Here is a 12,381-nt window from a genome sequence, read left to right as displayed (position 1 = left end):
CGCTGGAAGGTGTCGGTCACAGCTCGCCCATGGGGACGCGCACGCCCCGCTCGCCGGCGACCTCGACGGCGCGGTCGTAGCCGGCGTCGACGTGCCGGATGACCCCCATGCCCGGGTCGTTGGTGAGCACCCGGCGGATCTTCTCGCCGGCGAGGGCGGTGCCGTCGGCGACGGTGACCTGGCCGGCGTGGATCGAGCGGCCGATGCCGACGCCGCCGCCGTGGTGGATGGAGACCCAGGAGGCGCCGGAGGCGACGTTGACCATGGCGTTGAGCAGCGGCCAGTCGGCGATGGCGTCGGAGCCGTCGAGCATGGACTCGGTCTCGCGGTACGGGGAGGCGACGGAGCCGCAGTCGAGGTGGTCGCGGCCGATGACGATCGGCGCGGACAGCTCGCCGGAGGCGACCATGTCGTTGAAGCGCTCGCCGGCCTTGTCGCGCTCGCCGTAGCCGAGCCAGCAGATGCGCGCCGGGAGGCCCTGGAAGTGGACCTTCTCCTGGGCCATCTTGATCCAGCGGTGCAGCGACTCGTTCTCCGGGAAGAGGTCGAGGACGGCCTTGTCGGTCTTGGCGATGTCCTGCGGGTCGCCGGAGAGCGCGGCCCAGCGGAACGGGCCCTTGCCCTCGCAGAACAGCGGGCGGATGTACGCCGGGACGAAGCCGGGGAAGGCGAACGCCCGGTCGTAGCCGGCGAGCTGGGCCTCGCCGCGGATCGAGTTGCCGTAGTCGAAGACCTCGGCGCCGCGGTCCTGGAAGCCGACCATGGCCTCGACGTGCTTGGCCATCGACTCGCGCGAGCGCTCGGTGAACTCGGCGGGCTTCTCGGCGGCGTAGGTGGCCATGTCGTCGAAGGCGACGCCGATCGGCAGGTAGCTCAGCGGGTCGTGGGCGCTGGTCTGGTCGGTGACGATGTCGATCGGGGCGTCCATCGCGAGCAGCTGCGGGACGAGCTCGGCGGCGTTGCCGAGCAGGCCGATGGAGAGCGGCTGCTTCTTGTCCCGGGCGGCGGTGGCGAGTTCGAGGGCGTGGGCGAGGTTCTTGGCCTCCACGTCCAGGTAGCGGTGCTCGATCCGGCGGGCGATCCGGGAGGGGTCGCAGTCGATGCAGATCGCGACGCCGCCGTTCATGGTGACGGCGAGCGGCTGGGCGCCGCCCATGCCGCCGAGGCCGGCGGTGAGGGTGATGGTGCCTTCGAGGGTGCCGTTGAACTTCTTGTCGGCGACGGCCGCGAAGGTCTCGTAGGTGCCCTGGAGGATGCCCTGGGTGCCGATGTAGATCCAGGAGCCGGCGGTCATCTGGCCGTACATGGTGAGGCCGAGCGACTCCAGGCGCCGGAACTCCTCCCAGTTCGCCCAGTCGCCGACCAGGTTGGAGTTGGCGATCAGGACGCGCGGCGCCCACTCGTGGGTCTGCATGACGCCGACCGGCCGGCCGGACTGCACCAGCATGGTCTCGTCCTGCTTGAGGTTCTGCAGGGTGCGGACCATGGCGTCGTACGAACGCCAGTCGCGGGCCGCCTTGCCGGTGCCGCCGTAGACGACGAGCTTCGACGGGTGCTCGGCGACCTCCGGGTCGAGGTTGTTCATGAGCATCCGCAGGGCGGCCTCCTGCTGCCAGCCCTGTGCGGTCAGCTGCGTCCCCCGTGCCGCGCGCACCTCGCGCGGGCCGCTCACCTGGTCCACCATGCCTCCGGCCTCCTTGCGGATGAATTCATTCAGGCTTACCGAGACTGAATATATCCAGTCATTCACTCGGAAGCCAGACCTCAGCACCAATCGGACCAGGATCCGTGCCGCCCCGCGCGGCGGCACGCCCCCGGAACACGACGGCGGGCGGCGGGGGGGGCCCCCCCGCCCCCCCCCCCCGCCGTGGAGCGCGCCGTCAGCCCGCGCGCAGGGCCGCCAGCTGCTGCTCGAAGGGCACCACCTCGGGCCCCGTCCGGGGCCGGGGCGGGCGGCCCGCGAGCAGGTCGGCGAGTTCCCCGCCGGCCCGGGCGATCCTCGGGCCGAGCCCCTCGGCGTCGCCGCCGGGACCCCAGTCCTCGGAGGCGGCGAACACCGCGGTCGGCACCACGACCGCCCGCAGGTGGGCGAAGAGCGGCCGTACGGCGTGCTCCAGGGCCAGCGAGTGCCGGGCGGTGCCGCCGGTGGCGGCGACCAGCACCGGGGTGCCGGTCAGCGCCTCCCGGTCGAGCACGTCGAAGAAGGACTTGAACAGGCCGCTGTACGAGGCGCTGAAGATCGGCGTGACCGCGATCAGGCCGTCCGCGGCCTCCACCGACTCCAGGGCGGCCCGCAGCTCCGGACCGGGGAATCCGGTCACCAGGTGGTCGGCGATAGGCCGGGCGAGGCCGCGCAGTTCGACCACCTCGACCTCGACCTCCCGCCGGCCCTCCAGCGCCGTCCGGACGGCGCCGGCCAGGCGGTCGGCGAGCAGCCGGGTGGACGAGGGCACGGACAGACCGGCCGACACGGCGACCAGCTTGAGCGGGGCGGTCATCGGGCCTCCTCGGGGGTGTTGTCGGCGGTCGTGTCGGCGGCGTCCCGCCGGGCGAGCAGCGAGACGTGGGTGGGGGCGTCCGGCACGCCGGCCGGGCGGCCGGAGGCGAACTCCTTGCGCAGCACCGGGATCACCTCTTCGCCGAGCAGGTCCAGCTGCTCCAGCACCGTCTTCAGCGGCAGCCCGGCGTGGTCGACCAGGAAGAGCTGGCGCTGGTAGTCGCCGAAGGACTCGCGGAAGGTGAGCGTCTTGTCGACGACCTCCTGCGGGCTGCCGACGGTCAGCGGGGTCTGCTCGGTGAACTCCTCCAGCGACGGGCCGTGCCCGTAGACCGGGGCGTTGTCGAAGTACGGGCGGAACTCGCGCACCGCGTCCTGCGAGTTGCGGCGCAGGAAGACCTGCCCGCCGAGGCCGACGACGGCCTGTTCCGGGGCGCCGTGGCCGTAGTGCGCGTACCGCTCGCGGTAGAGGTTGACCAGGCGCTGGAAGTGCTCCTTCGGCCAGAAGATGTTGTTGGCGAAGAAGCCGTCGCCGTAGTAGGCGGCCTGCTCGGCGATCTCGGGGCTGCGGATCGAGCCGTGCCAGACGAACGGCGGGACGCCGTCCAGCGGGCGCGGGGTCGAGGTGAAGCCCTGCAGCGGGGTGCGGAAGCGGCCCTGCCAGTCGACCACGTCCTCGCGCCACAGCTTGTGCAGCAGCGCGTAGTTCTCGATCGCGAGCGGGATGCCCTGGCGGATGTCCTGGCCGAACCACGGGTACACCGGGCCGGTGTTGCCGCGGCCGAGCATCAGGTCGACCCGGCCGTCGGCCAGGTGCTGGAGCATCGCGAAGTCCTCGGCGATCTTCACCGGGTCGTTGGTGGTGATCAGCGTGGTCGAGGTGGAGAGGATCAGCCGGTCGGTGCGGGCCGCGATGTGGCCGAGCATGGTGGTCGGCGAGGACGGCACGAACGGCGGGTTGTGGTGCTCGCCGGTCGCGAAGACGTCCAGGCCCACCTCCTCGGCCTTCTGCGCGATCGCCACCATGGCCTTGATCCGCTCGTGCTCGGTCGGCGTCCGGCCGGTGGTCGGGTCCTCGGTGACGTCACCCACGGTGAAGATCCCGAACTGCATGGCACTCACTCTCCAGATCGTTCAGCTTTCAACTACATGCGGCTGAACGAACCCGTGGCGGCGGCTATTCCCGCCACCGCCACGACCGGCTCAGGCGGCCGCGCCGCCCTCCCAGTCGATGCCGATCTCGGCCAGCCAGGCGCGGTCCCGGGCGTCGACGGCCGCCGCCTCCCGGCCGGCCGCACCCTCCTGCGCCTCCCGGGCGTCCGCCGGCCCGCGGGCCGGCGGACGCGGGATCTCCTGGACCGGGCCCAGCCCGTACCGCTCGGCGGCCTCCGCGGCGGCCCGCTCGGCGGCGGTCGGCTCGGTGATCCCGATGTGCACGGCGGACTCGTCGCCCGCGTCCAGCACGGTGATGCCCGGGTCCGGCGGACGGCGCAGCACGATCCGCCGCCCGCAGGTCGGACAGGACCACTCGTCGGCCCCGTCGGCCAGCCGAGCGGTCGGTCTCATCTGGTGGATCACCCGCATCCCGTTCACCCCCGTCCGGCCCGCGGCCGGGCCCTGTCTGGGGGATGCCCGCTCCCGGGCGGGCGCCAACCCGTCGAAACGCGCACAGTTGCACCCCGCGTGCCGCCGGGTGCCCCCGTGCACCGGCTCCGCACGCCGGGAGGCGGGCGGCGGCGCGCCGGACGGCGGGCTACTCCAGGAACAGCCCGCGGGCGGTCGCCGACTGCTCGATGGCCTCCAGCCGGGCCTCGGCGCCGGGGATCTCGTCGCACATGGTCTGCAGCAGCACCCGGCCGAGCATCATCGGTGCGCAGGCGGTGTCGAAGACCAGGCCGGTGCCGACCGCGGCGGGCAGCATCAGGTCGGAGAGCTTGGCGACCGGCGCGAAGGCGCTGTCGGCGACCGTCACCACCGTCAGCCCGCACTCCCGGGCGGTGATCAGGGCGTCCATCAGCTCCCGCGGATAGCGGGGCAGGGCGAAGCAGGCCAGCGCGGTGGCACCGGCCGAGGCGGCCTGCTCGATCCGGTCGGCCAGCATCGAGCCGCCCTCGTCCAGCAGCCGGACGTCCGGGTGCACCTTGGCGGCGAAGTAGGCGAAGCCGTGCGCCTGGGCCGAGGCGGCCCGCAGGCCGAGCACCGGCAGCGGCCGGGAGGCGGCGAGCAGCCGGGCGGCGCGGACGATCGGCTCCGGGTCGGCGAGCAGCTCGGCGAGGTGGCGCAGGTGCTCGATCTCGGCCAGCACCGCCAGCTGGTGCTCGTTGCGGACGGCGTCCGCGGGGGTCTCCGCGGCCGGCGCGGACTCCCCCGCGCCGAGTTCGCGCAGCTGCTTGCGCAGCGCCGGGTAGCCGTCGTAGCCGAGCGCGACGGCGAAGCGGGTCACCGACGGCTGGCTGACGCCGGCCAGCTCGGCGACCTCCACGCTGGACAGGAACGGCGCCTCGGTGGCGTGCCGGACGAGGGAGTGCGCGATCCGGCGCTGGGTCGGGGTGAGCCGGTGGCCCTCGAACAGCTGGAGGAGTCGGGCGGAGGGGCCCGCGGTGCCGGTCTCGTCCAGGGCTGTCATCGGCGGTTCCTCCGGGCTCGTGAGCGCTGCGCACCGTTGGCGGCGGCGGCTGGGACGACTGTCGCGCAGTCCTGGCATGCGGGCAACGGTGTTTCGCGGGTCGGGACGGCCCGCGCGGCCGGTACCGGGGGCGGGGTCGGGGTCGGGGTCGCCCCCGGGGTCACCCCGAGACGGCCCTGACCCGTCCCCGAGATCGCGCTCCGGCGGTGGACCGCGGCCCGCCGAGGCGGCCAGGCTGGGGCCATGGACCTCTCGAAGGACGACCTCGCGCGCGACCTCGACGCCGCCGTGCAGACCCGCAAGGAGCTCGGCAAGGAGTACGAGGCGGAGATCGTCGACTCCTTCCTCGCACGCCTGGACGAGCGGCTGGACGCCCGGGTCGAGCAGCGCGTGACCGAGCGCCTCGGCGCCGCCGAGCCGGTGCGGCGGCCCGGGAACCCCCAGTTCAAGGTGCAGGTGCTCTCGCTGGTGATGGGCATCCCGCTGTCCGCGATCGCCGCCGAGAGCGCCCGGCTGCCCGGCCTGATCGTCTGCTGGGCGGGCATCGTCGGCATCAACATCTCCTCCGCGCGGGCCGGCCGGGGCCGGGAGCGGCGGCGGGACGACCGGTACTGAGACCGGCCGTCCCACCGGGACGTCAGCCCAGCGGGCCGGTGACCCGCTCGACCGCGGTGACCAGCGCGCCGGAGGCGACCAGCGCCGCGGCGGCCTCCAGGTCGGGCGAGAGGAAGCGGTCCCGGCCGGGGCCGCCGACGCCGGCCTCGCGGGCCGCGGCGATCGCGGCGGCGGTGGCCGGGGCGAGCGGGCCGCTGCCGCCCTCGGCACGGATCTCCAGCGCCCGGCCGGCGGCGACCAGCTCCACGGCCAGCACCCGGGTCAGGTTGACGACCGCCTGGCGCAGCTTGCGCGCGGCCGACCAGCCCATCGACACGTGGTCCTCCTGCATCGCGGAGGACGGGATGGAGTCCACCGAGGCCGGGACGGCGAGCCGCTTGTTCTCGCTGACCAGGGCGGCCTGGGTGTACTGGGCGATCATCAGGCCGGAGTCCACGCCCGGGTCGTCGGCGAGGAAGGCCGGCAGGCCGTGCGAGCGGGCCTTGTCGAGCAGCCGGTCGGTGCGGCGCTCGGAGATCGAACCGAGGTCCGCGGCGGCGATGGCGAGGAAGTCCAGCACGTACGCGACCGGGGCGCCGTGGAAGTTGCCGTTGGACTCGACCCGGCCGTCCGGCAGCACCACCGGGTTGTCGACGGAGGCGGCGAGCTCGCGCTCGGCGACGGTGCGGGCGTGCGCGACGGTGTCGCGGCCGGCGCCGGCGACCTGCGGGGCGCAGCGGATCGAGTAGGCGTCCTGGACGCGCGGCGCGTCGTCCTGGTGGTGGCCGGTGAGGCCGGAGCCCTTGAGCACGGCCAGCATGTTGGCGGCGGAGAGCGCCTGGCCGGGGTGCGGGCGGATCGGGGCGTGCAGCTCGGGGGCGAGCACCTTGTCGGTGCCGAGCAGCGCCTCCAGGCTCATCGCGGCGGTGATGTCCGCGGTGGTGAAGAGCTTCTGCAGGTCGGCGATGGCCATGACCAGCATGCCGAGCATGCCGTCGGTGCCGTTGATGAGGGCGAGGCCCTCCTTCTCCAGCAGCTCGACCGGCTCGATGCCGGCGGCGGCGAGCAGCTCGGCGGCGTCCTTCTCGACGCCGTCGGGGCCGAAGGCGGTGCCCTCGCCCATCAGCACGAGGGCGCAGTGCGAGAGCGGGGCGAGGTCGCCGGAGCAGCCGAGCGAGCCGAACTCGCGGACGGCGGGGGTGATGCCGGCGTTGAGCAGGGCGGCCATGGTCTCGGCGACCAGCGGGCGGACGCCGGTGCGGCCGGAGGCGAGGGTCTTCATGCGCAGGAAGACCAGGGCGCGGACGACCTCGCGCTCGACCACCGGGCCCATGCCGGCGGCGTGCGAGCGCACCAGGGAGCGCTGCAGCTGGGCGCGCAGCTCGGGGCTGATGTGCCGGACGGCGAGGGCGCCGAAGCCGGTGGAGACGCCGTAGACCGGGCGCGGCTCGGCGGCGAGCGCGTCGATCCGGGCGCGGGCGCCGGCCATCTCGGCGAGCGCGTCCGGGCCGATCTCGACCCGGGCGTTGCCGCGGGCGACGGCGAGGACGTCCTCGGCAGTGACGTCGGCCTTGCCGACCTGGACCAGTGGCGCGTCGGGGGCCACAGCACCGTGCATATCCATATGCACAATGAGATCAGGTGAATGGGAATCTGACAACCGCTGGCCGGACGCGTTCTGCGGCCGCCGGGGACCGACCGCGGCCAGGATTTCCGTCAGGACGGGGCGGTGCCGCAGGCTGGGCACAGCGGACACGGCATGCGGAGGGGCGATGGCACGGGCGACGGTACGGCGCCGGGTGGTCCGGCTGCGCGGCAGCGAGACGGGCGTGCGCCCGGACGCGCTCGCGGCCGAGGAGCCGCTGGAGATACGGCTCGGCGGCGAGCCGCTGACCGTCACCATGCGCACCCCCGGCCACGACTTCGACCTGGTCGCGGGCTTCCTGGTCGGCGAGGGCGTCGTCCACCGCACCGAGCAGTTGGCCGCGCTGCGCTACTGCGCGGGCACCGACGACGAGGGCGCCAACAGCTACAACGTGGTGGACGCGACGGTGCGCGGCGACGCGGCCCCGCTCTCCGGGCACCGCAACCTGCTCACCACCAGCGCCTGCGGGCTCTGCGGCCGGGACACCGTCGAGGCGGTGCGCACGCACAGCCGCTGGCCGGTCGACCGGGACGCCCTGCGGGTCTCCCCCGCCCTGCTCTACGCCCTGCCGGAGCGGCTCCGCGCGGCGCAGCGGGCGTTCGACTCCACCGGCGGGCTGCACGCGGCCGGGCTGTTCGACGCGGACGGCAGGCTGCTCTGCGCCCGCGAGGACGTCGGGCGGCACAACGCGGTGGACAAGGTGATCGGCTGGGCCCTGCGGGAGGGCCGGCTGCCGCTCGCCGGACACGTGCTGCTGGTGAGCGGGCGGGCCTCGTTCGAGCTGACCCAGAAGGCGGCGCTGGCGGGCGTGCCGCTGCTGGCCGCGGTCTCGGCGCCGTCCTCGCTCGCGGTCGAGCTCGCCGAGGAGCTGGGCCTCACCCTGGTGGGCTTCCTGCGCGGCGAGAGCGCCAACGTGTACGCCGGGGCGGAGCGGGTGGCGGCCGGCTGACGGGCCGCCACCCGGCGCTCCGTCAGTTCCTGCGGCGCATCGCCATCACCACGACGACGATGACGATCAGCACGATGCCGAGGATCACCACGCCGATCACGATGCCGGCGACCGTGCCGAAGAAGCTCTTCTTCTTCTTCGACTTGGACTTGGACTTGGCCACCTTGGTCTTCTGCTTGGACGCCGCCGGGGCGAGGGCGGGCGCCGCCGCCTGCCCGAGCGCGCTGGCCCGGGCCGGGGCCTGGGCGGACCCCTGGGCCGGGGCCTGCTGAACGGCCGCCGCGGGTGCGGTGCGGGGCGTCGCCGCCGCGGCCTCGCCGCCGGCCAGCGCCGAACCGCCGACCGCCAGTGCCAGTGCGAGCAGTGCCCCCGCCAACGTGGTGCGCATGGTCCCTCCCAGGTCCCCCGATGCTGTCCGGCCACTGTCGCAGCCGCGGCCCGCGGGGCACAGCCCCCGGACGGGCCCTGTGGCCCAGCTGTGACGTACCCCGTGCGGGCCCGTCGCAGCCACCCCGTCGGATGCCCCGCCGCGACGGTTCCACTCCCCCGGGCGCGAATCCAGCGGCGCGGGTGCACCACCAGGGGCGCGCGGGGGGCACCTCCCGGCCGAAGGCCGGCGGAGAACTGCGCAATCAGGGAGGGGTGCTCCGGACGAATCCGGCTCAGCCCTGGTGCGCACGGTGGCCCGCATCCGAATCGCGCAGTTCCCGCGCCCCTGGATCGACCACCCGAGCTCCCCTTGGAAGCAGGCGCTAGTGCCGCGTCAGGCAACCTTCGCCGTCAAGGAGCGGCGTCCGGTGCGTGCTGTCGGCGTGCCGGACGGAAGTCCTCGTACTGGACGTACTCGGACTTCCGTCCGGTGCGGCGAGAGTGCGTGCCGGGCATCGCGACGGGGCGAAGGTTGCCTGGCGCGGCACTAGTCCGGCGGTGGGGAGGTCGGGCCGGAGAGGGCGACGGCGACCAGGGAGCGCAGGGCGGCGGCGATCTGGCCGAGCGGCAGGGTGGTGTCGTCGGCGAAGAGTTCGACCAGCCAGCCGCCGGCCGCGTTGGGGCCGCCCGCCGCGACCATCGCCTTGTAGCCGCTGACCACCATCACGGCCTCCTCGGACGGGTCGTTGCCCGCGGCGCCGGCCCGCAGGGCGAAGCCGCCGCCGCGGGCGGCCCGCCGGGTGAGCGGGTAGTGCCGCAGGTCGAACACGGCGTCCGGGGCCTCGATCTGGGCGCGCTGGGTGGCGGCGCCGGAGCTGCTCGGGCCGCTGGTCATCCGGTACACGGCGTGCTGCGCGGTGCGCATCAGGTGCGAGCCCGGCGGCACGTAGGAGACCCACCAGGCGACGGCGTCGAGCAGCCGGGCGGAGGTCTCGGCGACGGTGACCATCCGGGCCAGGGTGTCGGCGGGGTGGCTGGTGCGGTGGACCTCGTTCTGGTCGAGCGCGGCGAGCACGGTGGTGAGCAGTTGGCCGGGGTCGGCGCTGCGGGCGGCGCCGCGGAAGCGCCGGCGGTCGCCGTTGCCGCGCTGGCCGGGGCCGCCGCGGCGGCCGTCGGCCCGGTGGTGCGGGTCGGCGGCGTCGGCGAGCAGCACGGTCGGGTCGGGCGAGAAGCCGGGGCCGTGGCTGCGGCCGGCCACCACGGGGTGGGCGGCCCGGGAGGCCTTGGCGCGGTACTGGGCGGCGTCGGCGAGCCGGAACAGCCGGTCGGCGGTGGAGACCGGGCCGATGGAGTCGCCGGTGGAGGCGACGCCGCAGGCGACGCCCTCGCCCTCGGTGAGCTGCAGGGCGCGGGCGCAGAGGTCCTCGGCGACGGCCACCACCTCGTCGGCCTTCTGGCCCTCGACGAGCAGGCAGAACTCGTCGCCGCCGAGCCGGGCGGCGAGGCTGCCGGGCAGTTTGGCGGCGCAGAGCGAGAGCTGGTGGGCGAACCGCTCCAGCAGGCGGTCGCCCATCTCGTGGCCGAGCTGGTCGTTGACCCGTTTGAGGCCGTTGACGTCGCAGACGACCAGGCTGACGACGGTGTTGTCGCGGTTGTGGGCCTGCAGGGCGCTCTCCAGCCGGGCGTCGACGGCGCGCCGGTTGGCGAGGCCGGTGAGCGGGTCGGTGAAGGCGAGCCGGCGCAGGTCGGCGAGGCGTTCGGTCTGCGAGAGGCCGGCGGAGATCTGCGCGGCGAGCAGGGTGGCGTAGTCGACGTCGGCCTCGTCGAAGACCGGCAGTCCGGCGCTGCGGGCGAGGTAGAGCTCGCCCCAGGCCTGGCCGTGCAGGACGATCGGGGCGACCAGGCAGCACTCGCGGCCGCGCCGGCGCAGTCCGGCGGCGCGCTGCAGGCAGAAGGCGCCGGCGGCCGGGTGGTCCGGTGCCGGGCCGGGGTCGGTGTCCTCCGCGGTCTGCACCCAGGCACGGGGCAGCCGGCCGGTCGTCCAGTGTTCGTCGAGGTAGGTGACGATCTCCGGGAAGTCGGCCACCGGGTAGGACTCGTCCTCGGGGAACTCCTCCTCGCCGGCGGCGAGTTCGCCGTAGTTGGCGAGCACCCGGAGCCGGCCGGACTCGCGGTCCCAGACCGAGACGGCGGCCATGGTGGCCTCCAGCGCGGCGGTGGCGCGGACGGCTGCGGCCCGGACGGCTTCCAGCGGGGTCAGCGCCCCGGCCATGTCGTGGGCGAGTTCGACGACCGCGCGCAGGCGCGCGTCCGGGGTGGCAGGGGGTCGGCCGGCTCCGTCCGCCGCGCTGTCCGCCTCACCGCTCAACCGGATCGCCTCGTCCCTTGGTCCGCCCTGGTGCGCATCCATCCTGGACCAAGATTATGGCGATTTGGTAAGGCATTGCCCGATTTGTCAAGGTGAAGTTGCGGGGGTTCGCGACACGCGGCGGCCCGCGGTCACTCCGGGTCGTGGCTCCGGGTGAGCAGCCAGGGCTCGACCAGGCCGAGGCCGCGCACCGGGCGACGCCACATCGGCTGCAGGTGGAAGGGGAAGCCGCCCTCGGCCTGCCGGCCCGCCGGGTCGTCCGGCACGTACGGCGGGACGGCGCCGGTCTGCTCCAGCGCGGTGGCGAACTCGCCGTCGACGAGCACGGCGTCCCGCGGGGCGATGGAGGTGAGCCGGCTGGCCAGGTTGACGGTGGTGCCGAAGACGTCGCCCATCCGGGAGGTGACGGTGCCGAAGGCCATGCCGACCCGCAGCGCGGGCATGGTGTCCTCCTTGGCGAGCGTCTCCACCAGGCAGAGGGCGATCTCGGCGGCGACCGCCGGGTCCTCGGTGACGTAGAGGATCTCGTCGCCGAGCGTCTTGACCACCCGGCCGCCCTGGCCGGCGATGAGGTCGGAGCAGGTGGTCTCGAAGGTCTCGACGAGCGAGCCGAGCTCCTCCTCCTCCAGCCGGCGGGAGAGCCGGGTGAAGCCGACCAGGTCGGCGAAACCGACGGCGAGCCGACCGCTGGTGATCTCGTTGTCCTCGGCGGCGTGCACCACGCGGCCGGTGACGGCGGCGAGCTGGCGGCGCCAGACGTACACCAGGAACTGCTCCAGCTCGGGCAGCAGCAGCTCGGTGAGCGGGTAGGCGACCTCGGCGCGGGTGAGGCCGGGCTCGACGGCCTGGGTGAGGTTCTCCAGGAAGGTGTCCATCTGCCAGCCGGCGAGCCGGGCGGTCGTCTGACCGGTGGAGCGGGCGACCTGGATCGCCATCGGCTCGCTGAGCAGTCCGGACTCGATGAGGCCGGCGAGGCGGCGCAGGGCGATCACGTCGTTGTCGGTGAGCGCCCGGGACTGGCCGATGTCGGGGAAGCCCATCGCCCGCCAGAACCGGGTGGCGAGGTCCATCGGGACGTCGGCCGCGCGGGCCGCCTGGTACGGCGTGTACTTGCGCGGGGCGTCGAGGATCAGCCGTTCCAGGTCCAGCGCGACGGTGCGTTCGCCCGCCCCGCCGGTGCCGTGCCCGCCGTTGCCGTTGCCCGATTCCTCGTCTGCCACCGGTCCATCCCCGTGCGGTCGCCGCACTTCCTCTTGTCCTGCCTGTCAAGGGCGGCCGACCACCCGGGGGTAGTGGCGCGCCTCACACCGCTGCCAGGTGGAATGTTCGCACG

Annotated in this window: 10 protein-coding genes and 1 pseudogene; 2 read left to right on the top strand and 9 right to left on the bottom strand. The window is 74.3% G+C overall.

Annotated elements, in window-relative coordinates:
• Positions 1-16 precede the first annotated feature (16 nt).
• From hutU to AB0442_RS33065, 5 genes are all read right to left on the bottom strand, one after another.
• A complete protein-coding gene (gene hutU, locus AB0442_RS33085) occupies positions 17-1,672 on the bottom strand; it encodes a urocanate hydratase (protein ID WP_263108069.1) in 1,656 nt (551 codons plus the stop codon).
• A gap of 208 nt (positions 1,673-1,880) precedes the next feature.
• Entirely contained in the window at positions 1,881-2,498 is a 618-nt protein-coding gene (locus tag AB0442_RS33080) for an FMN reductase (RefSeq protein WP_363550417.1), read from the bottom strand.
• Positions 2,495-3,610, bottom strand: a complete 1,116-nt coding sequence (locus AB0442_RS33075; protein ID WP_366167311.1) for an LLM class flavin-dependent oxidoreductase — start codon at positions 3,608-3,610, stop codon at positions 2,495-2,497. The genes AB0442_RS33080 and AB0442_RS33075 overlap by 4 nt, the downstream gene beginning before the upstream one ends.
• 90 nt (positions 3,611-3,700) lie before the next feature.
• Positions 3,701-4,063, bottom strand: a complete 363-nt coding sequence (locus tag AB0442_RS33070; RefSeq protein WP_366167310.1) for a hypothetical protein — start codon at positions 4,061-4,063, stop codon at positions 3,701-3,703.
• 187 nt (positions 4,064-4,250) lie between these two features.
• Entirely contained in the window at positions 4,251-5,123 is an 873-nt protein-coding gene (locus AB0442_RS33065; protein WP_363550444.1) for a MurR/RpiR family transcriptional regulator, read from the bottom strand.
• Positions 5,124-5,366: 243 nt separating this feature from the next.
• Here AB0442_RS33065 and AB0442_RS33060 point away from each other — a divergent pair, with 243 nt between their 5' ends.
• A complete protein-coding gene (locus tag AB0442_RS33060; RefSeq protein ID WP_363550446.1) occupies positions 5,367-5,738 on the top strand; it encodes a hypothetical protein in 372 nt (123 codons plus the stop codon).
• 22 nt (positions 5,739-5,760) lie between these two features.
• Here AB0442_RS33060 and hutH read toward each other — a convergent pair whose 3' ends face one another.
• The gene (gene hutH, locus AB0442_RS33055; RefSeq protein WP_363550448.1) at positions 5,761-7,323 is read right to left on the bottom strand and encodes a histidine ammonia-lyase; all 1,563 of its coding nucleotides are present in this window, start codon (positions 7,321-7,323) and stop codon (positions 5,761-5,763) included.
• 166 nt (positions 7,324-7,489) lie between these two features.
• On the opposite strand from hutH, the gene fdhD reads away from it, so the two are divergent.
• Positions 7,490-8,311: a formate dehydrogenase accessory sulfurtransferase FdhD gene (fdhD, locus tag AB0442_RS33050; RefSeq protein ID WP_363550451.1), complete on the top strand. Its 822-nt coding sequence runs from the start codon at positions 7,490-7,492 to the stop codon at positions 8,309-8,311.
• Positions 8,312-8,333: 22 nt separating this feature from the next.
• Here fdhD and AB0442_RS33045 read toward each other — a convergent pair whose 3' ends face one another.
• From AB0442_RS33045 to AB0442_RS33035, 3 genes and pseudogenes are all read right to left on the bottom strand, one after another.
• Complete coding sequence (locus AB0442_RS33045) at positions 8,334-8,699, bottom strand: hypothetical protein (protein ID WP_366167309.1); 366 nt, start codon at positions 8,697-8,699, stop codon at positions 8,334-8,336.
• Positions 8,700-9,926: 1,227 nt separating this feature from the next.
• Positions 9,927-10,952: pseudogene (locus tag AB0442_RS33040) on the bottom strand (sensor domain-containing diguanylate cyclase); the annotation flags it as partial.
• 227 nt (positions 10,953-11,179) lie between these two features.
• Positions 11,180-12,268, bottom strand: a complete 1,089-nt coding sequence (locus AB0442_RS33035; RefSeq protein ID WP_344622096.1) for an adenylate/guanylate cyclase domain-containing protein — start codon at positions 12,266-12,268, stop codon at positions 11,180-11,182.
• Positions 12,269-12,381: the final 113 nt, after the last annotated feature.

This window comes from Kitasatospora sp. NPDC085895, assembly GCF_040702125.1.
GTDB lineage: Bacteria > Actinomycetota > Actinomycetes > Streptomycetales > Streptomycetaceae > Kitasatospora > Kitasatospora arboriphila.
This window is presented reverse-complemented; position numbering and strand designations above follow the sequence as displayed.